The sequence below is a fragment of the Clostridium thermarum genome, assembly GCF_006351925.1.
GTDB lineage: Bacteria > Bacillota > Clostridia > Clostridiales > Clostridiaceae > Clostridium_AU > Clostridium_AU thermarum.
Map to the genome: position 1 here is coordinate 323357 of NZ_CP040924.1, position 23452 is coordinate 346808.

Annotated in this window: 21 protein-coding genes and 1 other RNA gene; 12 read left to right on the forward strand and 10 right to left on the reverse strand. The window is 37.9% G+C overall.

The annotated features are described in order from the left end of the window. The first annotated feature begins 186 nt into the window (after nucleotides 1–186). On the forward strand, nucleotides 187–1317 hold the full coding sequence (locus FHY60_RS01440; protein ID WP_139902518.1) for a sensor domain-containing diguanylate cyclase: 1131 nt from the start codon (nucleotides 187–189) through the stop codon (nucleotides 1315–1317). Nucleotides 1318–1383: 66 nt separating this feature from the next. Here the strand turns inward: FHY60_RS01440 and FHY60_RS01445 are convergent, their stop codons facing one another. After that, entirely contained in the window at nucleotides 1384–1920 is a 537-nt protein-coding gene (locus FHY60_RS01445; RefSeq protein WP_139902520.1) for a LysM peptidoglycan-binding domain-containing protein, read from the reverse strand. Between the two features lie 114 nt (nucleotides 1921–2034). Here FHY60_RS01445 and FHY60_RS01450 point away from each other — a divergent pair, with 114 nt between their 5' ends. From FHY60_RS01450 to FHY60_RS01465, 4 genes are all read left to right on the forward strand, one after another. Then, nucleotides 2035–2877 (forward strand): undecaprenyl-diphosphate phosphatase, encoded by an 843-nt coding sequence (locus FHY60_RS01450; RefSeq protein WP_243122194.1) that lies wholly within the window; start codon nucleotides 2035–2037, stop codon nucleotides 2875–2877. A gap of 136 nt (nucleotides 2878–3013) precedes the next feature. Then, nucleotides 3014–3667, forward strand: coding sequence for a cobalamin B12-binding domain-containing protein (locus FHY60_RS01455; RefSeq protein WP_139902523.1), 654 nt, complete (start codon nucleotides 3014–3016; stop codon nucleotides 3665–3667). Nucleotide 3668: 1 nt separating this feature from the next. Next, a complete protein-coding gene (locus FHY60_RS01460; protein ID WP_139902526.1) occupies nucleotides 3669–4835 on the forward strand; it encodes an ABC transporter permease in 1167 nt (388 codons plus the stop codon). After that, entirely contained in the window at nucleotides 4828–5514 is a 687-nt protein-coding gene (locus FHY60_RS01465; RefSeq protein WP_139902529.1) for an ABC transporter ATP-binding protein, read from the forward strand. The genes FHY60_RS01460 and FHY60_RS01465 overlap by 8 nt, the downstream gene beginning before the upstream one ends. Nucleotides 5515–5570: 56 nt before the next feature. Here the strand turns inward: FHY60_RS01465 and FHY60_RS01470 are convergent, their stop codons facing one another. Together FHY60_RS01470 and FHY60_RS01475 are read right to left on the reverse strand one after the other, a co-directional pair. Next, nucleotides 5571–6017, reverse strand: coding sequence for a hypothetical protein (locus tag FHY60_RS01470; RefSeq protein ID WP_139902531.1), 447 nt, complete (start codon nucleotides 6015–6017; stop codon nucleotides 5571–5573). Nucleotides 6018–6092: 75 nt separating this feature from the next. After that, a complete protein-coding gene (locus FHY60_RS01475) occupies nucleotides 6093–6941 on the reverse strand; it encodes an AraC family transcriptional regulator (protein ID WP_243122195.1) in 849 nt (282 codons plus the stop codon). Between the two features lie 142 nt (nucleotides 6942–7083). Between FHY60_RS01475 and FHY60_RS01480 the strand changes: the two genes are divergently transcribed. From FHY60_RS01480 to FHY60_RS01490, 3 genes are all read left to right on the forward strand, one after another. Further along, nucleotides 7084–8832 (forward strand): ABC transporter ATP-binding protein, encoded by a 1749-nt coding sequence (locus FHY60_RS01480; RefSeq protein WP_139902536.1) that lies wholly within the window; start codon nucleotides 7084–7086, stop codon nucleotides 8830–8832. Nucleotide 8833: 1 nt separating this feature from the next. Beyond that, entirely contained in the window at nucleotides 8834–10624 is a 1791-nt protein-coding gene (locus FHY60_RS01485) for an ABC transporter ATP-binding protein (protein WP_139902539.1), read from the forward strand. A gap of 322 nt (nucleotides 10625–10946) precedes the next feature. Continuing rightward, on the forward strand, nucleotides 10947–11552 hold the full coding sequence (locus tag FHY60_RS01490) for an NUDIX hydrolase (protein WP_139902541.1): 606 nt from the start codon (nucleotides 10947–10949) through the stop codon (nucleotides 11550–11552). Between the two features lie 182 nt (nucleotides 11553–11734). Here FHY60_RS01490 and FHY60_RS17700 read toward each other — a convergent pair whose 3' ends face one another. Both FHY60_RS17700 and FHY60_RS01500 read right to left on the reverse strand, forming a co-directional pair. Continuing rightward, on the reverse strand, nucleotides 11735–11920 hold the full coding sequence (locus FHY60_RS17700) for a hypothetical protein (protein ID WP_180375447.1): 186 nt from the start codon (nucleotides 11918–11920) through the stop codon (nucleotides 11735–11737). A 151-nt stretch (nucleotides 11921–12071) separates the two neighbouring features. Continuing rightward, nucleotides 12072–12578 carry a hypothetical protein gene (locus tag FHY60_RS01500; RefSeq protein ID WP_139902546.1) on the reverse strand — a complete coding sequence of 169 codons (507 nt, stop codon included), beginning with the start codon at nucleotides 12576–12578 and terminating at the stop codon, nucleotides 12072–12074. A gap of 141 nt (nucleotides 12579–12719) precedes the next feature. Here FHY60_RS01500 and FHY60_RS01505 point away from each other — a divergent pair, with 141 nt between their 5' ends. Then, nucleotides 12720–13484, forward strand: coding sequence for a MerR family transcriptional regulator (locus FHY60_RS01505; RefSeq protein ID WP_139902549.1), 765 nt, complete (start codon nucleotides 12720–12722; stop codon nucleotides 13482–13484). A gap of 222 nt (nucleotides 13485–13706) precedes the next feature. Here the strand turns inward: FHY60_RS01505 and FHY60_RS01510 are convergent, their stop codons facing one another. The 5 genes from FHY60_RS01510 to FHY60_RS01530 form a co-directional block, all read right to left on the reverse strand. Then, nucleotides 13707–14384 carry a uracil-DNA glycosylase gene (locus tag FHY60_RS01510; protein ID WP_139902552.1) on the reverse strand — a complete coding sequence of 226 codons (678 nt, stop codon included), beginning with the start codon at nucleotides 14382–14384 and terminating at the stop codon, nucleotides 13707–13709. A 147-nt stretch (nucleotides 14385–14531) separates the two neighbouring features. Then, nucleotides 14532–14798: signal recognition particle sRNA large type (gene ffs, locus FHY60_RS01515), an RNA gene on the reverse strand. Between the two features lie 476 nt (nucleotides 14799–15274). Further along, a complete protein-coding gene (locus FHY60_RS01520) occupies nucleotides 15275–16069 on the reverse strand; it encodes a Cof-type HAD-IIB family hydrolase (RefSeq protein WP_139902555.1) in 795 nt (264 codons plus the stop codon). 1 nt (nucleotide 16070) lies between these two features. Continuing rightward, the gene (locus tag FHY60_RS01525) at nucleotides 16071–16463 is read right to left on the reverse strand and encodes a hypothetical protein (RefSeq protein ID WP_139902558.1); all 393 of its coding nucleotides are present in this window, start codon (nucleotides 16461–16463) and stop codon (nucleotides 16071–16073) included. A gap of 46 nt (nucleotides 16464–16509) precedes the next feature. After that, nucleotides 16510–16701, reverse strand: coding sequence for a hypothetical protein (locus FHY60_RS01530; RefSeq protein ID WP_139902561.1), 192 nt, complete (start codon nucleotides 16699–16701; stop codon nucleotides 16510–16512). A gap of 180 nt (nucleotides 16702–16881) precedes the next feature. On the opposite strand from FHY60_RS01530, the gene FHY60_RS01535 reads away from it, so the two are divergent. The 3 genes from FHY60_RS01535 (at nucleotide 16882) to FHY60_RS01545 (ending at nucleotide 23452) form a co-directional block, all read left to right on the forward strand. Next, nucleotides 16882–19284, forward strand: a complete 2403-nt coding sequence (locus FHY60_RS01535) for a diguanylate cyclase (protein ID WP_139902563.1) — start codon at nucleotides 16882–16884, stop codon at nucleotides 19282–19284. A 182-nt stretch (nucleotides 19285–19466) separates the two neighbouring features. Further along, nucleotides 19467–21146 carry a M15 family metallopeptidase gene (locus FHY60_RS18190; RefSeq protein ID WP_139902566.1) on the forward strand — a complete coding sequence of 560 codons (1680 nt, stop codon included), beginning with the start codon at nucleotides 19467–19469 and terminating at the stop codon, nucleotides 21144–21146. A 386-nt stretch (nucleotides 21147–21532) separates the two neighbouring features. Next, on the forward strand, nucleotides 21533–23452 hold the full coding sequence (locus tag FHY60_RS01545) for an OPT family oligopeptide transporter (RefSeq protein ID WP_139902569.1): 1920 nt from the start codon (nucleotides 21533–21535) through the stop codon (nucleotides 23450–23452).

Here is a 23452-nt window from a genome sequence, read left to right on the forward strand (position 1 = left end):
TCCCGTACATATATAAGATGTAGGAAATTCAAATTAGGTTACATTTTACAAATACATATCCATTATAAGGAATTTAGATGGGCAAAGTAAAGGCTAAATACAAAAGTTAAGAGACTGTAATTGCCATGTTGCATTTCTGTAAAAAATGTTATAATTAGAATATATAAATGTAATGGGGCTGGTCTAATGGCAAATTATATCTTATTTAGTATATTGGCGGTTTCAATAGGGTTAAATATAATTTTAGGGATAAGACTGTTAAGAAGGATAAAAGCACTTAACTCTATTAAACGTGCAGAGAAGCTTCTTTTTCAATTAGGTGATGAGATAATAAAAATAAATAATATGGATGAAGTGTTTGACCGGATTCTAAAGACTGCCATCAAGATAATTCCAAATGCTGACAAAGGAAGCTTATTAGTGATGGGAGATGATAATAAATTTCACTTTCAAAGTGTAGTTGGATATCCGGAGGAGCTTAAGGAATTAGTTCTTGAGCGGGATGAAACTTATTTGCATAAAATCAATGGTTATAAAGAGGCAGCAATTATTAGGGAGCCTATGCAATTTGACAGAAAGGAATTATTAGAACATAAGGCAAGTTTAGTAGAAAAGCATACAGGAATTATACACTGCACTATCAGTACTCCAATATTTATTGATGATAAATTAGTGGCAGTGCTGAATATTGATAGTGCTAAAGATAATAGGTACTTCAAGAAATATGACATAAATCTTATGAACCATATAAAAAATCAATTACAGCTTTGCCTGAAAAATTCCTATATGAGAGGGGAGCTTATCTATCGCACCAAGTATGATGACTTAACCGGTATTTTCAACCGTAGATACTTTAATGAAAAATTACTGGAGCAGCTTCAGGAAATTAAGAATGAGCATGAGAGATCCTATCTCGTAGAGATTGATTTAGACGATTTTAAGGGCATCAATGACTGCTATGGTCATGCCGCCGGTGACAGTGCCCTGATACTGTTTTCAAAGGTTTTAAAAGAATGCCTGACTGATAAACACTTATACGGCAGGATGTCCGGAGACGAATTTGTAATATTTTTCAGAAATATTAGTATAGAAGAGGTATATAAGACCTTAGATGAAATTGAGAAAAAGCTAGCTGATAACAGTGAGAGACTAAGAGTCTTATTCAGTTATGGAGTGACGTCTATTAATATCACTAATGCTGGAAAGATAAATGACATCTATGCCGCTGCGGATATGGAAATGTATAAGAATAAAAAAATGAGAAAACTGTGGATAAGCTGTGCAGAGGACAAAAATAATGAAAATAATATCACCTAAATCAAAAAAAATCAGAAATTCAGCCTTGTGCTGAATTTCTTCGTTAATTTTTAATTAAGTTAAGTCCTATTCCGGGAAGGCTGCTGTAGTAATAAACAGCTCATCTCCAACCATTAACTCTGTTGATTCCAGAAAATTATCATACATAATCTTATCAACATAAGTACTTACATCCGTTTCGCTTAAAGTGTTTTTGGCTATACTGTACAGGGTATCCCCCTTTTGTATGGTATATATTTCACCGCTTTCGAAGTAGTCTATAGGGATTCGCAAGGTCATACCTACATCAATTACCGAAGCATCAGAAAGATTATTTAGCTTGGCTATAGTTTTTACTGCTACCGGTGCCGGACAGCTGTTTATATACTGCCTCGTGATACTATAGAGGGTGTCACCTTCCTGAACCACATGGTAAATAAAAGGTTCTGGGGTATCAACTTCCGTTGAAGTTACACCAATAGATGTGGACTCTGTATTGATGCCGGGTGTAACCTGTTCTACAGCTTGGTCATCTTTTTTTACCAAAGAAAGAACCGCATAGATTATAACAAAGGTCACTACCGGAATAGTAAGAGCTAAAATAAGCTTTTTGTTTTTTAACATTTTTTCACTTCCTTCAACATATTTTTATTATGAATTATTGCCTTTATATGGAAAAATATTCATTTGTATAAAAAAACTGATTTGTAAAATAAACTAAAATGTATTATAGTAGATATGAATAATTTGATAATGGGGGTATTAGAATTGGACTTTATAGAAATATTGAAGAGTATTATATTAGGTATAGTACAGGGTATTACAGAGTGGCTTCCGGTTAGCAGTACGGGACACCTCATACTGGTGGAAGACTTTATGAGTTTTAAGCTTTCTGATGGCTTTAAGGAAGCATTTTTTGTGGTTATTCAGCTGGGATCTATACTGGCAGTTATTTTATTGTTTTTTAGAAAGCTGAATCCTTTTGATTCCAGGAAAAGTGCAGAACAAAGAAAGGATACCCTAGTACTTTGGACTAAGATAGCTGTGGCCACAGTACCTGCCGGCATAATAGGATTTTTGTTTGACGATATGATTGAAGAGGCCCTGTATAATCCAACCACAGTGGCGCTGACCTTGATCGGATACGGTATAATATTTATAATTATTGAAAATTGGAATCATAAACCTAAGATTAATGAGCTTTCCGAGCTGAGCTATAAAACCGCTATTTGTATAGGTTTGTTTCAAGTTTTAGCCCTGATTCCCGGAACTTCAAGATCCGGATCTACTATTATAGGAGCTGTATTGTTAGGAACCTCCAGGTACATAGCTGCAGAGTTCTCCTTTTTCTTGGCACTGCCGATAATGTTAGCAGCAAGCGGATATAAACTGTTAAAGGCAGGTATGGCTTTTAACGCTACAGAATGGGCAGCCTTGGGAGCAGGATCCCTTGTAGCCTTCTTAGTATCAGTTTTTGCAATTAAGTTCTTAATGGATTATATTAAGAAACATGACTTCAAGGTATTTGGATATTATAGAATAATCCTTGGAGCTATAGTGCTGGCATATTTTTATCTATAATAAAAGGTCTGATTATACAGAACGGATTGTATAATCAGACTTTTTTTAATAAAAAGCTATTCAAAAACAAGAATTTTTGATACAATTAAATTGTCCACAATTGAAGAGTAAAATTTATTATAAAGGTGGTATTGGAATGGAGATAAAGCAAATTTATGAAGAATTTATAAGGCACCTCGACAGTGAAGACAAAGAGGCTTCGGTAAATTATATTATGGACAAAGTTGAAAAACAAGAAATATCAGTTGTTGATCTATATGAACAAGTTCTGGCTCCCGCATTGAACAACATGGTTTGCCGAATAGAGGATAAAAGGCTTTGTATTTGGAAAGAGCATGCAAGGAGTGCTATAGTAAGGACCATAATTGAGTGCTGCTATCCCTATGTCATGGAAGAAAGAAGAAGACTGAATATTGTAGATAGGGGAGAAAGGGTCGTTATCATTTGTCCTAGTGAAGAATATCATGAGTTGGGAGCAAGAATGGGAGCAGACTTTTTTATGCTATCAGGCTACGATGCTCTTTTTATAGGAAGTAATACTCCTGAAGAGGATTTTTTACAGGGGGTAGAAGCTTTGAAACCGGAATATATAGTGATAAGTGTAAGTAATTACTATAATCTGGTTACAGCAAAGAAGCTGGTAAATGCTATAAGGAAGGTTCATTCTTCTGCTACTATTGTAGCGGCAGGTCTAGCCTTTAAAGATCATAAGGATAATTTCAAAAAAATTGGAGCGGATAAACTCATAGAGAAGTTTACTGACATACAGGAACTAAGGAGGAGACAGTAATATGAGGCTGGCATTTAAAATAGCCTGGAGATTTCTAAAATCCAGTAAAGGACAATCTATACTTATTGCCTTGGGTATAGCTATAGGGGTTTCGGTACAGGTTTTTATAGGTTCTCTGATACAAGGGCTGCAAAAGAGTTTGGTAAATAAGACAATTGGAAGTTCTTCACATATAACAGTACTACCTGAGGGAGAGGTAAAATATATTTCTGATTATGAAAAAATAGAAGAGCTTATAAAGCAAGCGGACAATCGTATTGAAAAAGTATCCTCAGCAGTTGACGGTTTTGCTTTTATAAAATCTGGAGACAATTCCTATTCGGTTCAAGTGAGGGGCTTTGACTTTGAGGCTGCAGACAAGATTTATTCCATTAACTCAGCTCTGGTCGAAGGTAAGCTGGCTGAAGAGGAAAATGAGTTGGTTATTGGTAAAGAACTGGCAAAGGCAGGCGAATTGAAGGTTGGAGACAGCATTACTTTGGTGACAGCAGCAGGGGAAGTTAAGGAGTTTACTATCTCAGGTATTTTTGACCTAAAGGTAGCAGCACTTAATAAAAGTTGGACAATTATGGACAGGGCCGCAGCACAAAAACTTCTTGGTCTTGAAGGAAAGGTGACTTCTATCGAGACACAAGTGGCAGAGGATATGGTATTTGATGCTGATGAGGTTGCCTTGTCCATCGAAAATGCTTTAAATAACAGTAATCTAAAGTTAGAAAACTGGAAGACACAAAACGAGCAGCTTTTAAGCGGTCTCAGCGGACAAAGTGCCTCCAGTAGTATGATTCAAGTTTTTGTACTGGTGTCTGTGGTACTGGGAATAGCAAGTGTATTAGCAATTTCTGTAGTTCAGAAGTCAAAGCAGATTGGTATATTAAAGGCTATGGGAATTAAGGATAAGGCCGCCAGCCTGATATTTATCTTCCAAGGCCTAATCTTGGGAATAGCAGGTTCAGTCATGGGGGTAGGCTTAGGGCTATTACTTTCAGTAAGTTTTACTAAGTTTGCTTTAAATGCTGATGGAACGCCGGTGGTACCATTATTCATAGATTCCAAGTTTATAGCACTATCTGCAGTTATAGCATTGGCAGCTGCTGTAGTGGCAGCGGTAATTCCGGCAGGAAAGTCCTCAAGACTTAATCCAATGGAGGTAATAAAAAATGGATAGTATAATAAGTTTAAAAAATATAAATAAGTACTATGGTACTGTTGTAAAGAGCCAAGTATTATATGATTTGAATTTGGAAATACAAAGAGAGAGCTTTACCTCTATTATTGGGCAATCCGGTAGTGGAAAGAGTACCTTGCTTAATATTATGGGAACTCTGGATAAACCAACCACAGGAGAGGTTTATATTAATGGTAAAAGAACAGACAGCATGAAAAAAAATGAGTTAGCGGAATTGAGAAATGAAACTCTCGGCTTTATATTTCAATTTCATTATCTCCTGCCGGAATTTACTGCATTGGAAAATGTTCTTATGCCCTACCGCATAAAGAATTACGGCATAACCCAAGAGATAAAGGATAGGGCGGAATACTTACTGGACATAGTTGGCCTTAGTAAAGTGAAAAACAATATGGCAAACAATATGTCAGGAGGACAGCAGCAGAGGACAGCCATAGCCAGGGCCTTGATGAATAACCCCAAAATTATTCTGGCAGACGAACCCACAGGAAATCTGGATTCAGAGTCAACAGAGAATATTTATAATATCCTCAGAGAGATCAATGAAAGATTTAAGACAACCTTTGTAATAATCACTCATGATAGAAGAATAGCTGAAAAGGCTGACAGAATTATTGAAATTAAGGACGGAAGAATAGGTTTAGATTTAGAAAAATAAACCATATAGGGCTTCAAGCTTATCTTGAGATCAAAGATAAACTTGGAGCCCTTCCTTTATACAAGTAGTGCGCCTGAGGTGCCGGAAACAGGAGTTTGACCAGATACAGTAGGAGGTGTTCCTATTGCGGTTTCTATAAGTAGAACTATATACAAAATAAAAGAAAATATAAGGCTGCCGGTAGTACCTACTATTTTTAACCTATTTGCAAGGGTTGTCTGACCGGGAGCTATCTGCTGAACCTGAGCTTCTATGTTTGCTGACTTCACCAATAAGAATCCTGCATAAAGACTTATTATTGATGCAACTATTAACAACTTTGCTTCCCTCTCAATATTAGTAATAATGGAACTGATAAGTAAGAGTCTGGAGGCAAAGGTAGCCAGCTGCCTAAAATACTCAGGTTGCTGGTCGGTGTTGGTTTCATTATTGTGGGAATTCTGGGCCTTATTTGGATTTTTGCTACTGGTGCTGCTAACCGTCCTATAACATCGGTTCTGCATGGTATATCACCTCTATACTCCATTATATTTCCGGTAGTTGCTAATGTTACCGTATATATCAAGGGAGCTTAGTTATTATCTTGCAGAGATCTTTGACGGCGGATAGCCATAATACTTTTTAAAGAGCTTACTGAAGTAATAGGCATCGTTATAGCCTACACTTTCTGCAGCAGCTTTTACGGAGGAATTGCCACTCTCTAAAAGCTGCTTTGCCTTTTGTAATCTTATGTTTATAAGATAGTTAATAGGTGAGTATCCGGTTTCTTCTTTAAAAATCTTTGAGATATACACAGGACTTAAGTAAGTAGTCTTGGCCATTTTATCCAGAGAAATTTCCTCAGTATATTTCTCATTCATGTAGGCAATGATGGTTCTAACTATAGTGGATTTATCGGAAGAATTAAAGCTTAAGGATTCGGTTTCCTGAACTTCCTCATCACAGTAGGTTTCCCTAAGTAAGAGTACCAGTAAATTCATTGAAAGAGACTTTAATATAATATCAAAACCGGGCTCATTCTTAGCCTGTTCGGTGATTATCTGATGAATACAGCCATCGAACTCCTTACGATACTTTTTTAGATGAACCACAGGGGAGGAATTCTCCTTCAACAGAAAGTTCTTGGGGAGCCCTTCTATACTAAGATTGTCAAAACCCATGTGCAACTCGCTGACCTGTTCGCCCGGAGTTAAAAATTCTTCATGGTATACTCCCGGGTTAAATATGATAAAATCTCCTTTTTTAAGCTTATATACGGAATTATTTATAGTATAGTTAGTGGTGCCGGAAAGCACGTAGCTTAACTCAGCATGCTTGTGGCAGTGATAGAAGGTTTTTATAGAATCTTTATTATTGCACTTTAATGCATACAGAACTTGTGGGTTAAATACCTCTGCATTGGTTCCTATGTTGCACAAAACAATCACCCCATTGTAGAAAAATTAATGCTTATTAAATCTATGATATCTATATAAGAATATACATCAATTAAGTAAAAATGTACATTTTTATTTCAAGGGATTTAATGGATAATTAAGCATGATAAAAAAATAAATTAGGGGGACATCTATGAAGAGTTTCAAGTGGATATGGGGACATGTCAAAATATATAAAGGTAAATTCATTCTTGCGATGTTCATGGTTTTATTGGGTTCAGCAATGAATATGGTAAATCCATATATCTCAGGAATTATTGTAGATAAGGTAATAAGTGGAGGCATGAAGGAGCTACTCCTGAAGCTTATTTTGATTATGATAGGGATTACCGTATTAAAAACAGTTAACCGTTATGTATTCCAGATGATTTTTGAACGTATTTCTCAAGATACCATTTTTAACATAAGGGAAGATATGTATAACAAACTTCAAAAACTGGATTTTGACTTCTTCAACAATACAAGAACCGGAGATATCATGGCAAAAATGACCGGGGATATAGACATGATAAGGCACTTTGTGGCCTGGGTAATTTACAACATCTTTGATAATGGAACACTGCTGCTTTTTGCTATTATCAGTATGGCCTCAATAAATTGGAAGTTCACACTGATTATGATATCCATAACGCCATTAATCGGGTATCTTGCAACCAAGATGGCCAACACTGTAAGACCTACTTTTTCTGCCATTAGAGATCAGTTTTCAAAGCTAAATTCCGTGGTTCAGGAAAATATAAGCGGAAACAGAGTGGTAAAGGCCTTTGCCAAGGAAGAGTATGAAATTCAGAAGTTCACAAAGCAAAATGTTGCCTACAGGGAAAGAAACCTGGAATCCTCCAGGGTGTGGGAAAAGTATCTTCCCGTATTGGATTCCCTGGCAGGCCTGTTCTCAGTAATTACAATTCTGGTTGGTGGCTTTATGGTTATCAACGGCTCCTTAACCATGGGAGAGCTGGTTATGTTCAACGGTCTTATATGGGCGCTAAACAACCCCATGCGTATGGCCGGCTGGCTAATCAACGATGTTCAGAGATTTATTGCCTCTGCGGAAAAAGTTAGGGAGTTTTTGGATGTAGATCCTAAGATAAAGAACCAAAAAACAAATATCCATAGGGACAGAATAAGCGGCTATGTTGAGTTCTGCAATGTGAGCTTTAACTATGGAGATGAAGAAGTTCTTAAGGATATAAGCTTTAAGGCTAAGCCCGGGCAGACTGTAGCTATACTTGGTCCTACAGGGTCAGGGAAGTCAACTTTGGTAAACCTGATTTGCAGATTCTACGAGGCAACTTCTGGTGAAGTAAAAATTGATGGACTTAATATAAAGGAATGGGATATTAAAAAACTCAGAGAGAATATCGCAGTGGCTATGCAGGATATCTTCCTCTTCTCTGATACCATAGAAGGAAACATAGCCTATGGAGTTCCCAATGCTGATATGGAAAAGATCAGGCATGTGGCCTCCATAGCGGGAGCTGACGACTTTATTGTAAATCTTCCGGAAGGCTATGATACTATTGTGGGCGAACGAGGCGTAGGCTTGTCCGGTGGACAGAAGCAGAGAATTGCCCTGGCCAGAGCCCTGCTGAAGAATCCATCAATATTGATTCTTGACGACACTACCTCCGCGGTAGACATGGAAACGGAACATCAGATACAAAAGGCTCTGAAGACAGTCTTCACAAACAGAACTAACTTTATCATTGCTCATAGAATAACCTCTGTTAAAAATGCGGACTTAATATTGGTTATAGAAAACGGAAGGATAGTAGAGCAGGGAAAACATGAAGAGTTAGTGGCTAAGAAGGGCTATTATCACAGCGTATTTGTAAATCAATTCGGAGACTTCGACAATGTGAAGGTAAAGGAGGTAATATAGGGTGGCTAGAAATAAGTTCGACGTAGACGAGTCTTTAGAGACCAAGTTTAATGCTAAGCACCTAAAAAGGATTCTTGGATATGTTAAGCCTTACAAAAAGGACATGATAATCACCGTGGCAGTTATGCTTATTGCCAGCGTTGCAGGCCTTATAGGTCCTTATCTCATAAAGGATGCCATAGATAACAGGATTCCTTTGAGGGATAAGTCAGGCCTGGTACTGCTGTCTGTAATATACGTTTTGACACTGGTAATTACCGGTGTCTGCATGAAATATAAGATAAGAACCATGTCTTATATTGGACAAAAGGTTATTGAAAATATAAGATTGGACTTATTCACACATATACAAAAGCTGCCATTTACCTATTATGACAGCAGGCCCCACGGAAAAATACTGGTGAGGGTAGTAAACTACGTCAATTCCTTAAGTGATCTGTTATCCAATGGATTGATAAACTTGATTACTGATTTATTTAGTTTGTTAGTAATAATTATATTTATGTTTGCCATAAACGTTAAACTGACATTAGTTTGTATGGCCGGTGTACCGATTTTGGCAGGGGTGATATTCCTCATAAAAAATGCTCAGCGAAAGGCCTACCAGATCCTCAGCAGTAAGCAGTCCAACATGAATGCTTATATACATGAAAGCATTGCGGGCATAAAGGTAACCCAATCCTTTGGAAGAGAAGAAGAAAACCTAAAGATTTTCAGAGAGGTAAGCAACACCTACAGAACCTCCTGGATGAAGGCTGTAGCCACTCAGTTTTTACTGTGGCCGGCGGTGGAAAACATATCGGTGCTTACTGTATCCGCAGTTTATGTGGTAGGCATAGCTTCCATCACTCCCGGCAATTCCGGCATTACAGTGGGAGTACTCATGGCCTTTATGGGCTATATATGGAGATTCTGGGCGCCTATCACTAACCTTGGGAATTTCTATAATTCCATAATCAATGCAATGGCATATTTGGAGAGAATCTTCGAAACCATGGATGAGCAACCTACGGTTACAGATATACCGGGCGCTAAGGAACTTGGCTCTATCAGGGGGGATGTGGAGTTTGAAAATGTAAGCTTTAGCTATGAGCCGGAAAAGAAGATTTTGGACAATATCAGCTTTAAGGTTAAGGCCGGCGAAACCATTGCTTTAGTTGGACCCACAGGTGCAGGAAAGACTACAATAATCAATCTTATAAGCCGTTTCTATGACTTAGACAGCGGAGCAATCAAAATAGACGGCACCGACATAAAGGGTGTGACACTGGAATCCCTAAGAAAGCAGATGGGAGTTATGCTGCAAGATACCTTTATTTTTTCCGGAACCATAATGGACAACATCCGTTACGGAAGGCTGGATGCCACCGATGAGGAGGTCATAGCTGCAGCCAAAGCCATTAAGGCTCATGACTTTATCGTAAGTCTTAAGGACGGCTACCAGACAGAAGTCAATGAGAGAGGCAGCAGGTTATCGGTGGGACAGAGACAGTTAATTTCCTTTGCCAGAGCATTGCTGGCAGATCCAAAGATCTTAATACTGGATGAGGCTACTTCCAGCATAGATACTAAGACTGAAATGGCCCTGCAGGAAGGGTTGAAAAAGCTGTTGAAGGGAAGAACTTCCTTCATAATTGCCCACAGACTGTCCACTATCAAGGATGCCTCAAAAATAATGTATATAGACAACGGAACCATAGTGGAACAGGGAACCCACCAGGAGCTTATGGCTAAAAAAGGCTCTTATTATGCGCTTACCTGCCAAGGAGACGTTTTATCTGCTATATCTTAGGGGTAAGGAACAATTCATTATTAAGTTTATAATAAACCTGTCTGTTTTTTTATTTTTCAAGAGCAGGCGGGTTTTTTTATTACATAAATATTATCCATTATTCAGCCATTTATGGGGATCCAAGTATTAATCAGCATATAGTTGCATGCGGCCTTTAAATTATTCATTTCAAAATGTTTACTGAAAAAAGGATTTAATAATATTATGTATAAAGGTATAATTAGAACAAGAGTATATAAAATACAGGATTACTATAGGTGAAACTTTTATCGACTATGAAGATAAAGTAGAACTTAAATTTCTTATTGCATGAGGTGATTACGTGAAGAATAATAGAATAAAGAAGCTTACTGCCTTGGCGGAAACAAAATTTTTGAATCTTTATGATGCAGAATATGAAAATAAGAAAGGCAAAACAAAGCACTGGATAATAGCCTCCAGAAAAAACTTCGAGACCTTGAAGGGACAGTACTTTGAGGGTAAAGAAGAAAAAATGGATGCGGTAATAATAGCAGCTCTGCATGTAGAAAGCAAAAAAATAGTATGTATAAGACAGTTCAGAGTTCCCCTAAATGATTACGTATATGAGCTTCCGGCTGGCCTGATTGATGGTAACGAGAGCATGGAGGTTTCTGTAGAAAGGGAATTAAAAGAAGAGACCGGCCTAAAGCTTGTATCAATAAATTACGAAAAAACAAAAAAAGGTGTCTATGCCACTGCTGGCATGTCTGACGAATCTGCAGCAATAGTTTTCTGTACCTGCGAAGGAAATATTTCAAAGGAATACCTTGAAGAGGATGAAGACATTGAAACCATTTTGCTATCACAGCAGGAAGCCAAAGACCTATTGAAGAGTGATGTCAAAATCGATATGAGAGCCTTTATAATGCTTCACGCCTTTGCAGAGCTGGGGGAAAAGCTTTTTTAGAGAGGTGACTTGTGAGGTGCCAGGCACCTCACAAGTGGGCACCTCACAAGTTACCTCTTACTTCTTACATGGGAAATTATAGCTCAACGCAAATTTATAATTGATTTTTGACAATTAAGGAGGATTTTTCTCCGCTTCACTACTCAATACTCGCTATTCACTGCTTATTGAAAGAAAGTGTTTCACGCTTTCTTTCTGCTTCTAACAAAGGCCATGATGCTTTCTCCTACACTTATAGCAATAAACACAATAGCGAATAGCCAGGAGAAAGTAATCATATCTCCATTTATCTGGGATACGGAGGCTTTAGTGGCATTAGAAATCCAAGATACAAAATCAGGATTGATCAGATACCTATCTGTTACCATTATAATTACAAGGATACATAAAGCAGAGCTATGTGCCGCACTGGTTATAGCTAGAGGTCGGTTCCAATAAGGCACAATAAACTTGTAAATAAGAATGACAAATTGCATTGCGGCAAGTATAAGAATTACAAAAATATATTTATGGAGTACTTCAGTAACCAGTAGGGGGGCTGCTAAAGTAAAGCCTCTGGCACCTCGCGAATAAACTTTTTGCAAAGGGGGATGTACCCACTGCTGCACCTGTTCGCTCCATTATAGTAAAGGTCAAGGTAACCCAGAAAGCACCTTGAAATACCCCTTCCGCAGCAGCTACAAGTACACTGACAATGGTACCAACAGTCATACTTATAAGGCTTCTATCTGCCGGAGTTTCAATAACTACTTCCAACAGGGCAAGTATTGAAAATACCACGCAAGTTATCATGACAACTAATTTAAGCACTGAAATATATTTATAGTAGAGCCCGGGCCCGATTAAATACCGTTTCACTTGACGGGATTCATCCGCCAGCTTTGCCGGATTGCCAAGCTTTTCAAGGACCCTGCGAATATCAGCTTCACTTGGGTCATCCGGAAGCATATCCTTTATATTGGCCTGTAGTTCTCTTTTTACATCTTCACCAGTATCTTCCGGTAGACGGGATGTAATAGCATACAAGTAACGTTCAATTAAATCAGAAAATATTTTTTGAAAATGCTATTGACCTTTACGTTGCGTAAAGGTGTATATTTATCTTGCAAGGGGAAGTCAAATAGATGAGCTCAAAGTGCAATATGATAATTAAAGGAGACACAGGACATGGAATATACAGTGCAAAAGTTAAGCAAATTGGCAGGTGTAAGCACCAGAACGCTGAGATATTATGATGAAATTGGAATTCTAAAGCCGGCAAGAATCAATTCTTCAGGATATCGTATATACGGGGAGGCAGAGGTAGACAGACTGCAGCAGATACTGTTCTACAGAGAGCTTGGTGTAAGTCTGGAAAATATAAAAGAAATAGTAACGTCACCTTCCTTTGATGGAGCCAAAGCACTGAGAGAGCATCATGAAAAGCTTCTTGCAAAGCGTGAACAATTAGATTTATTAATAGCTAATGTTGAGAAATCAATAGCTGTAACAGAAGGGAGAATTACAATGAGTGATAAGGAAAAATTTGAAGGGTTTAAGCAAAGGCTGATAGATGCAAATGAAAAGAAGTATGGTAAAGAAATCAGAGAAAAGTACGGAGAGGATGCCGTAGAAAAGTCAAATAAGGCCTTTAAGAATATGTCTGAAGAAGATTACAACAAGATGACAAAGCTTGGGGAAGAGATCCATGAAGTTCTTGCCGAGGCCTTTAAGACTGGTGACCCAGCCGGTGAGTTGGCACAAAAGGCAGCAGACCTTCACAAGCAATGGATATCCATGGCTTGGGGCCAGTACAGCAAAGAAGCACATGCTGGAGTTGCCGAGATGTATGTAGATGATGAAAGATTTACTGCTTACTATGATAAAGACCAACCTGGAACAGCAGCATTCCTAAGAGATGCAATACTCATATATACTGGAATGAACAAGTAACATTATCTAGTAATAAGATGCTGTGGCTAAGGAAAAGAAATTTATTAATGACAAGTTAAGAGTGACAAGTGACAAGTTTGGGAGCCCTTTTCTCAGCAAAGCTGAGAAAAGGTAAAATATAAAGTATTAGAAAATTCAGATTGATAAATTTCTTCCATAACTTGTAACTTACCACTTTTCACTTGTCACTAATTATATCTATATCTCTAAAGCTTAAATCAGTTAGATATTCTCAATCTGCCAATCTATGGGCTTCTCACCAATGGATATTAAAAAATTATTAGTCTTTGAAAAAGGCTTGCTGCCGAAGAAGCCTCGGGATGCAGAAAGAGGACTTGGATGTACTGACTTAATTATATAATGTGTCCTGTTGGTAATGAGTTTTTCCTTGGAGATGGCATTGTTTCCCCAAAGTATAAAGACCACAGGTTTTTCTCTATTATTCAGCGCTGAAATAACGGCATCGGTAAAGTTTTCCCAGCCTATATTTCTATGAGAATTGGCTTCATTGGCTCTGACGGTTAAAGCTGTATTCAGCAGAAGCACACCTTGATCCGCCCATTTCTTTAAGTAGCCGTTGTTTGGTATGTAGCAGCCAAGGTCATCACGCAGCTCCTTATATATGTTAACCAAGGAAGGGGGAGCCGGTATTCCCGGTCTAACGGAAAAGCTGAGACCATGGGCTTGATTTGGACCGTGATAAGGATCCTGGCCAAGTATAACAACTTTTACATCCTTGTAGTCAGTGTAGTTTAAGGCGTTGAATATTTCATACTTATCCGGATAAATAGTTTTAGTAGCATACTCCTTTATAAGAAAGGCCCTCAGCCTTTTATAATAATCTTTTTCGAATTCGTCTTTCAGCAGGTCCAGCCAATCACCTTTAATGTTTACGGCCATAATTTTTTACCTCCGTTACGTCAATATCGAATTTATCTTTAATAATTATATCAATGGCCATTCACAATTTCAAATATGACAGGTATATGATAAAAAGTCCCGGAGAAGATATGGAATCTCCACCGGGACTTTTATTCTATATGTAAATCGTGCACCTCCTGTTGGCAGTTAACCTACCAGCGTTTGCAATTAAGTTAGCTCAAGCCCGATTAATCCACGGCACTCGGGAATTTTCATTTACCGCTGCTTTCTTCCGAACCTGACGGATTTTCATGACTTCCCGATGCATGGGACCAAGCTCTCAACACTAGCTTAGTTACACTGACCTGACAAATTAAAGCCTGAAGGAGGAATTCAACCCTGCTGTAGCGGATTGCAGGCTACAGGGCACCGCTAGCTCCCCGTCTAGCACGACTTGTCTTTCCATGAGTTAATAATAGCATATGGTGCAGGCTTAAACAATATATATTCTAGTGGTAATAGGGATGTATTATGGAGCATATGGGTTTATTATGATATAATGGATATTAGCCCATGTAGCTGTTCTTTGGTGATAAAACACCAAAAAGATGAGGTGTATTATTGCTGAATATATAAATGCTAAATTATATTCTAATGTTTTTGATAAAATTTTTTTATTAATGCCATGGTCTTTATAGCAATAAATTCGGTTATACCTTATTTTGAGGAAAATTTAGGGGCCAGTACATTGGAAATAAGTCTAGCCAGCGTTTTAGCTGCCACGTTAAAATTTAAATACGGACTCCACGGAAAACAGATAGGACACTGAAGGGTACTCAGTGTCCTGCTTCTTCTATGTTAAAATTAAAAAGAAAAACCCTCCGCGTATTTCAGAGTATTCCGCGTCTTCTGTGATGAATTTTATTCAGCTATAAGACAAACTTTTCCAGTACATGTGCAATTCCGTCTTTATCATTGGACAAGGTAACGTAGTCTGCCCTTGCTTTGATGTCAGCAGGGGCGTTTCCCATTGCAACTCCCAGTCCTGCGTATTCAATCATTGGAAGGTCATTAAATCCATCCCCTATAGCAATCATTTCTTCTCTTTTTATGTTAAAATGCTCACCTAGCTTTTCCATGGCCACAGCTTTGGAAACCTTGTTGTGAAAGAACTCCAGAAACATTGGTCTGGAAGTACAGTAATTGACACTATCTCCAAGCCTATCTTTCAAGACCTCCTGATAATAGGTCAACTTTTCCGGACTATCAATCCATAGTATTTTTGTAATTCCATTCTTAATAAGTTCTTCTTCATCTTCAATTAGTCTTGGCTCTACCTTAGTGATTTGCTTATAGTCATGTATTTCTTCACTTAGTTTATAGCAGTATAATTTATTCATGGACCAAGCAACAATAGTGGTTTCAAATTCTTTTCCGATGCTTAATATGTTTCTTGCTGCTTCTGCAGTAAGATTCTGCTGGAACAGAATCTTCTTTGATTTTCCCATTACAATCATGGCACCGTTATAGGTTATAAATGGGGAATCTAAATTTAACAGGCTGTTAAAGCTCTCCGCTCCCTGTATAGGACGACCGGTGCAAATAGAGAATATGACACCTTTTTCTACAGCTTTTCCAATGGCCACCCTTGTTTTATCTGTAATTTTTCCATCACTATTTAATAGTGTTCCATCCATATCTGCGGCAATTAATTTGTATTTCATCTTAAGACTTACCCCTAAATTCAGTATGACATTTTTTACAGGAAATAATGATCTTTCCCTTGCCTCTTGGTACTCTTAGCTTTTGAGAACAACATGGGCATTTGAATATCTTGTAATCTTTTAATTGTATAACATTTGTTTTAGATTTATAAAACCGCTGCTTCACAGCTAATAAACGGGTTTCATAAGAGTTTAACTCTTGATACCTTCTATATTTGTTTTTAGAAAAACATCTCCAGGTTCCGTAGAATACTGAAAGAAGTCCTAGGGTGGAGGTGAATCTGCTTAAGGAAAGTAACAGCCCTCCAATATAAAGGTGTTTGGATAATTTATCCAAGCCATAGCAATCCCTTAAATGATAAGCAATTTTGTTAAAAACTTTTTTGCTGTTCAAATTGATTCCTCCCAGTCACGTTATAGGATATTACAATTCACATTATTTAGTTTACACATAAAAAAGACACATTACAATAAACAATGTATGAACTTTTAATAACCTTAAGTATATTGATTACAAGGTGCCAAACAAATAAAGCAAAGAAACTTTTTATTTTTTTGTTATTTATCATGCTTTTTTCACCGTTGACAGCCAGTTCAAGCTTGCTTGCACAGATACCAATGCTGATTTTCATGCAATAGCCCCCTGGCAAAAATACAGAGACCCAGATATAAACTTTTACTAAATAATTGAAAATAATATTTAAATTATTTTAAGAGAAGTGCTATAATTATTATTATGTGGTAAAATAAGGATAACATATTATCACTGGAAACTAAAAAGTTTACTTTGTTCTAGGGTGGGGGGATCATCCATGCAGTTGAAAAAAAAGAGATTAACATTTGGTCTTATTGTTGATTGGATTTCCGGTTGGGGTGAGGTTGACTACTATCAAACAAAGATTATTTCCGGAGTGGGAGACTATGCAAAGGAAAAGGATATAAACCTGATGTGCTTTGTTGTAGGCAGATTAGGTTCTCCGAATGAGTGGGAAAGAAGCAGAAATCTACTTGTCAATTTTATTCATAAAAACCATGTTGACGGAGTAATCGTTTTACCCACGGCCATTGGAATTTATGGACAAGAGGAAAATGTTATTTCTATGTTGGATGGTTTTAAGGGTATTCCTATTGTAAATCTGAATGAAAGTTATGGAAGATATCATACTGTAAGTATAAATAACTATAACGGCATGCGTCGGGTAGTGGATCATGTTATAGAAGAACATAAATGCCGAAGAATAGCTTTTATAGGTGGTCCCAAAAGCGTGAGAGAGAGTGACGAAAGACATCGTGCCTTCTATGATTCACTGAGAGACCACAATATAACTTATTACCCTGAGTTATACTATGAAGGAAGTTTTCTTTTCGATTCCGGGGGTGAGGCCATAAAATATTTTAAAGAAAATAATTTGCAATATGATGGCATAATATGTGCCAATGACAATATGGCAGTGGGGGCCCTGACAGAATTGCACAAGCAATATGGAAAGATTCCGGAAGACCTTCCTATCACAGGGTTTGATGATGCAGATATCAGTAAATTTCATGGCCTTACAACAGTTAGTCAGTCCTTTTATGAGCAGGCCAGAGCTTCTGCGGATATGTTGTACAGGCTTATAGAGGGACAAGAGGTTGAACGGATTAAGTCTATGGATACAGAACTGATTGTGCGGTCTTCCTGCGGCTGTGTTGGTTCTATGACTACCAGTGCCTTTGCACAGTTGAATTTACTTGAGAGGGACACTACAGACAGTGTTTTCTGGCTGACTAAAGACAGTATCAATAAAGAACTTGAAGTCATAAATAAAATTGCAGGTCTGCCAGAAGGCAGTGATGATTATAAAGATCTGCTTAAGTATGAGAATAATGTTGTAGATGCCTTTTATGAAGAATTTATAAATAAAAGGGAGGGGGAGTTTCTCAGCTCCTGGAACAGCCTAACCTTTTGGGCTATATTAAAAAAGCTGGAAATAACCTTTTTGCAGGATGTTTTAGTATGCATCAGGAAAAATATCATAGCCAATTGGGTAAATAAAGACAACTTAATTGCGGCAGAAAATATGTTTCAAGCTGCCAGCATCATTGTATGTGATGCTGTAAAACGTATGGGTGCATCATCAAGTTTTCTATCTTTTGTTCAGACTGATAGCTTAGAGTGTCTGGCAGAGGAGCTGATGTCTAATCTGGATTGGCAAAAGCAAATGGATGCCTTACATAAGTTCTTGCCTGAATTTAATATAAATAAGGGCTATGTTTCAATCTATGAGGATAGAAATCATCCCTTAAGGTCTTCAAGGTTAATACTAGGTTTCAATGGAGACTACCGTGCAGAGGCAGGTAAAACAGGAATATACTTCAACACTCTGGACATATTACCTGAGGACATAATGAAGGAGCTGAGAAAAGATAGATTTAACGTAATTGTCATGGCCCTTCATCAAGGGGACAATCCTTTGGGTTATGGAGTATTTGGTTTTGAAAATAGAGTAAACAAAATATATGAAGTAGTCAGATATAATATTGGTGTAGCTCTGAATGGTGCTCTATTAGTAGAAAATATAAGGAATCAGGCCCTTGACTTGGAACGGCAGGTAGAAGAGAGGACAAGTGAGCTATCCAGTATTAATATGAGGCTTACAAAGGAGATTCAGAGAAGAAAAGAAGTTGAAGAACAGCTTAAAAAAGCCATGGAAGAATTGCAAGAACATAATATTCAGCTTAGAACCCAATCTCTTAGAGATGAACTTACCGGCCTGTATAATAGAAGAGGATTTATGACCCTTGCCAGGAAACATTTTGAATACTCCCAGAATTATCATAAAGAATTCTTACTTTTATATGGAGACTTGGATGGACTTAAACAGATCAATGATAGGTTTGGTCATTGTGAAGGAGATTATGCCATAAAAAAAGTGGCTGAAATATTAACTAAAACTCTAAAGTCAGATGATATTATAGCAAGAATAAGCGGAGACGAATTTACGGCTGTACTTATAGGGGCATCTTCAAGGGATGAACCTATTGTTAGAGAGAAAATACAAAAGAATTGTGCTTTGGTTAATGCATCTTGTTGTAAGCCCTATAGGATTTCTTTCAGCACAGGCATTGCCTGTTTTAATCCCAATAAACCTGTGACGCTTGAGGAGCTCATTGAAAAAGCTGATCAAGACCTTTATGCTGCAAAGGACGACTGTAGAAGCAAGAATATAAGCTGAAAACTAAGGGCAGCCGGAGAGATTCCGGCTGCCCTTAAAATATTTATTACCAGCATTAAAAATTAACAGTTTACATCATACCGCTGAGGTTATATAATTTGACAAAGTTTGATAAAACACTAAAAACATAGTAGAATAGTGTTTGGAGAAAAAATAATAAGAAGCATAAAGGAAGCGGATAAATGATGATAAAAGTCAAAAAAGTTGTTGGCATTGCTCTCGTGCTGTTTTTTACCACAACTGTTTTTAATGCCAGTACTTTTGTTGAGGCACAAACAAGTATAAAAGAGGACATAAATCCACAGATTATTTTGGCTAAAATAAAGACAAGCAGTTCAGTGGAAATGAAGAACATAACTAACGCTGATCTGATCTTGGATAAAGAGGGCTATAGCTACGAACCCCTGAATTCAAACAGTCCTTTGGCAATAAAGAAAAATGTAAAGATAACGGCTAAAAATGTTACTTTCAGTGATGCTGAATTGGAAGGTAACCTTTATATATCTGCAGATAACGCAAGGATAAATAATGTAAAAATAAAAGGATCGCTATATATTAATCCAGGTAAGGATGGGGCAGCCACAATCAATAATGTAACTGCAAAAAATATTTATGTCCTTTCCGGAGGTTTGGATGGCATCTATCTGAATAAAGTTGCTGCCGAAGCCTTAAATATTGATTCTAGCAGTAAAGCCAAGTTAGAAATAAATTATACCACAAAGATAAATATAACCACAGTTACCACCAATGCCATAATCTCCGCGGCTATAGGAACCGACGGAAAGCTTGTAATCTCAGGTAAGAATAAGCAAAAGATTGCTGTGGAGCTTCAGGGAAGCTTTAAGCAGCCTGTGCTTGTAAAGTCAGACGCTGAAATTACAGCGGCACCATCCTCAAGTATTGAAAAAATAAGCATAGAAGCAGAAGGCAGCGGAGCAGTAGTTTCCTTAGCAGGTGAATTCAAAAATATAGATCTGAATAAATCCTCTAAAATAGAGGTTTCAGATAAGACGAAAATTACTGGACAAGTTAATGGAAAGCCCTATGGACCAAAAGTGGACAAACCTTCACAAGCTGGAGCGGAAAATGAAAATAGTATAGAAGAAATGATAAATGAAGATACAAAAATAAAAGAGACTTTTGACAAGTTATTTCTTAACAAGCAACCAAAGGAAAAAGAACTTTTGGATAAATTTAACGGTGAGAAGTTAAGGGCTCAAGAAAAGATATTTAATGGTAACAACAAGAATAATGGGAAGATCTCAACAAGTGCCAATATAGAAGTTGTTAATATCAATGACTATAATAGCATATTTGTGGTAGTTAATAAGGAAAGAAGTTTGCCTGCTAATTGGAAACCTTCAGACCTGGTAAAAATTACAGTACCCTACAAGGGAAGGAACGATGCTGCCTACATGAGAAAGGAAGCGGCAGATGCTCTTGCTCAGCTCTTTGCCAAAGCCAAAAAAGATAAGGTATATCTCTATGCTGTATCCGGTTTTAGAAACTATGAACTTCAAAAGACCATATATGCAAGAAATGTAGCCCAGCTTGGAGAGACAAAAGCCAAAATGGAAAGCGCCTACCCGGGTAAAAGCGAGCATCAGACAGGCCTTGCCATGGACATTTCCAGTGCTGCTATGGGTTATACCTTAAAGCAGTCCTTTGGTAACACCCGTGAAGGAAAATGGTTAGCGGAAAATGCCGCAGCTTTTGGATTTATTATCAGATATCCAAAGGGAAAGGAATCAATTACGGGTTATATATATGAACCATGGCATATTCGTTATGTTGGTAAGGAAATTGCCACTGAAATAATGAAGAGAGGCATTACTCTTGAAGAGTACTTTGGGCTTAAATAATAAAATTCAAAGCCGAAGGCACAGAGAATTAAGGCTTGCCCAATAACCTGGATTTTTATCAGGACTTTGGGCAGGCTTTAATTCATTTTTATTATCTTTTGTGTAGAAAATTGGTAAAATTATCATTAAATCAACTAAGAGGTATAATGGCCTTAACTATTGAATAAGGAGTACAGCTATGAATTATAATGAAGTAGAAGAGATATTCTGTTTGACATCAGACAGAAAGTATAAATATTTCTTTAATTTGAAGATTATTTGAGCAATGAACGGTAGCTGCCAGAATTCACAGCCGCAAGAGGTGGCTTCCTTCGCTATGGGAAAAATGCATAAACCATACAATTAGGTGTACAATATTTATTATTACAGCGAAGGAGGAATTAGAGATGAGCGAGAAAAGAGGATTATCTCATAATGCTTACGGCGGCATCCACGGGGATGACTATGTTCCCTATGTGCCCGTAAGTGAAGCGATGCCTGAAATGACAGCAGTATCACTTATAATAGGTGCAGTATTTGGAATAATCTTTGCAGCAGCAAATACCTATCTCGGACTCAAGGTTGGCCTTACCATTTCTGCCGGTATACCTGCTGCTATTTTGGCTACAGGTATTCTAAAGGGGTTCTTTGGGCGGAATAATATTTTAGAGGCTAATTTGATTCAAGGAATTGCCGCCATGGGAGAATCCATTGCCGGAGGTATTATATTTACAATGCCGGCTATAATTATTTGGGGAATGAACCTAAGCTTGAGCACCATATTTTTTGTTACAATACTTGGAGGACTTTTAGGCATCTTATTTGTCGTTCCCTTGAGAAGATATCTCCTTGTTGAGGAACACGGGAAGCTTATATTTCCTGAAAGCATGGCTGCTGCAGAGGTACTTGTCACGGGTAGTGCCGGCGGAACAGGCTTTAAAACAGTTATGACAGGTCTTTTGGGCGGAGCTCTATACAAGCTTTTGTCCGGAGGCCTAAGGTTTTGGGGTGAAGAACCGGAATGGGTGGTAAAGCCAATGCAAAATACAATCTTTGGATTTGATACACTGGCATCACTCTTAGGCGTTGGTTTTATTGTAGGAACAGAAGTTGCCCTATATATGTTTGGCGGATCCTTCATTGCTTGGTTTGCACTTATACCCTTAATTAAGTATTTTGGATCAGGACTGGCAGAACCCCTGTTTCCATCAGAGGTTCTGATTACAGAAATGGGGGCTTGGGATATTTGGAGTAAATATATCAGATATGTTGGTGCAGGAGCAGTTGCTGCCGGTGGCTTTATAAGCCTAGCAAGATCACTTCCTACAATTATAAACTCATTTAGAACAGCTATTGGTGGCCTTGGAGATAAGAGTTCCAGTAAAAAGAGAACAGAGCTGGATGTTCCGATGACCTGGGTGCTGATAGGAGCTATTCTTGTATTCCTGCTTTCATGGTTTCTGCCTATGATAAATGCAGGATTTGTTGGGGCATTAATGATTATAGTATTCTCCTTCTTCTTTTCAGTAGTGTCAGGAAGAATGGTAGGTATTATAGGAGCCTCTAACAATCCTGTATCCGGCATGACTATTGCAACACTATTGTTTGCAACTTCGATACTGAGGTCAATTGGATTGGCTGGAGACGAGGGAATGCTTATAGCCATTACAATAGGAGGAGTTATTTGTGTAGCCATTGCCGTTGCAGGTGGAGCTGCACAAAGTATGAAGACCGGTTTTATAATTGGAGGTACGCCAAAATATATGCAGATAGGAATGTATATAGGTCTGGTGGCCGCATCCCTATTTGCCGGTTTAGTATTATTGGTTATGCATGACACCTATGGGATTGGCTCAAGGGAAGTAGCAGCACCTCAAGCAACCTTGATGTCAATGGTTGTTAAAGGGGTTATGACCGGAGATCTACCCTGGGCCCTTGTGCTCATAGGTGGAGTTTTTGGAATATTTTGTGCACTGGCAAGATTGCCGATTCTTCCGGTGGCCTTAGGGATATATCTTCCGATCCACCTAAATGCGGCGGTGTTAGTTGGAGGCATAATCAGAACTATTGCTGAGAAAAAGTTTAAGAATAATGAAGAGCAATCCAAGCTACAGATTGAAAAAGGAATACTGCTTGCTTCTGGTATTGTTGCCGGTGATGCAATTATGGGAATTGTAGTTGCAGTTTTTGCAGCTTTTGCCATAGATATTGCCATTGGCAGCAGACTTATACCTACAATAGCAGCAGAGCCTTTGACGGCGACTATTGCCTTCTTCCTCTTTGGTCTTTGGATGTACTTCTATACGGTAAAAAAGGATAGAGTCTAG

What these genes read in the sequence shown, in the direction of transcription:
- FHY60_RS01520 (WP_139902555.1), bottom strand. Translation starts at nt 16,069, where the DNA reads ATGAAATACAAATTAATTGCCGCAGATATGGATGGAACACTATTAAAT.
- FHY60_RS18190 (WP_139902566.1), top strand. Translation starts at nt 19,467, where the DNA reads ATGATGATAAAAGTCAAAAAAGTTGTTGGCATTGCTCTCGTGCTGTTT.
- FHY60_RS01440 (WP_139902518.1), top strand. Translation starts at nt 187, where the DNA reads ATGGCAAATTATATCTTATTTAGTATATTGGCGGTTTCAATAGGGTTA.
- FHY60_RS01535 (WP_139902563.1), top strand. Translation starts at nt 16,882, where the DNA reads ATGCAGTTGAAAAAAAAGAGATTAACATTTGGTCTTATTGTTGATTGG.
- FHY60_RS17700 (WP_180375447.1), bottom strand. Translation starts at nt 11,920, where the DNA reads ATGGTAACAGATAGGTATCTGATCAATCCTGATTTTGTATCTTGGATT.
- FHY60_RS01510 (WP_139902552.1), bottom strand. Translation starts at nt 14,384, where the DNA reads ATGGCCGTAAACATTAAAGGTGATTGGCTGGACCTGCTGAAAGACGAA.
- FHY60_RS01455 (WP_139902523.1), top strand. Translation starts at nt 3,014, where the DNA reads ATGGAGATAAAGCAAATTTATGAAGAATTTATAAGGCACCTCGACAGT.
- FHY60_RS01545 (WP_139902569.1), top strand. Translation starts at nt 21,533, where the DNA reads ATGAGCGAGAAAAGAGGATTATCTCATAATGCTTACGGCGGCATCCAC.
- FHY60_RS01445 (WP_139902520.1), bottom strand. Translation starts at nt 1,920, where the DNA reads ATGTTAAAAAACAAAAAGCTTATTTTAGCTCTTACTATTCCGGTAGTG.
- FHY60_RS01480 (WP_139902536.1), top strand. Translation starts at nt 7,084, where the DNA reads ATGAAGAGTTTCAAGTGGATATGGGGACATGTCAAAATATATAAAGGT.
- FHY60_RS01530 (WP_139902561.1), bottom strand. Translation starts at nt 16,701, where the DNA reads ATGAAAATCAGCATTGGTATCTGTGCAAGCAAGCTTGAACTGGCTGTC.
- FHY60_RS01465 (WP_139902529.1), top strand. Translation starts at nt 4,828, where the DNA reads ATGGATAGTATAATAAGTTTAAAAAATATAAATAAGTACTATGGTACT.
- FHY60_RS01470 (WP_139902531.1), bottom strand. Translation starts at nt 6,017, where the DNA reads ATGCAGAACCGATGTTATAGGACGGTTAGCAGCACCAGTAGCAAAAAT.
- FHY60_RS01450 (WP_243122194.1), top strand. Translation starts at nt 2,035, where the DNA reads ATGAATAATTTGATAATGGGGGTATTAGAATTGGACTTTATAGAAATA.
- FHY60_RS01460 (WP_139902526.1), top strand. Translation starts at nt 3,669, where the DNA reads ATGAGGCTGGCATTTAAAATAGCCTGGAGATTTCTAAAATCCAGTAAA.
- FHY60_RS01505 (WP_139902549.1), top strand. Translation starts at nt 12,720, where the DNA reads ATGGAATATACAGTGCAAAAGTTAAGCAAATTGGCAGGTGTAAGCACC.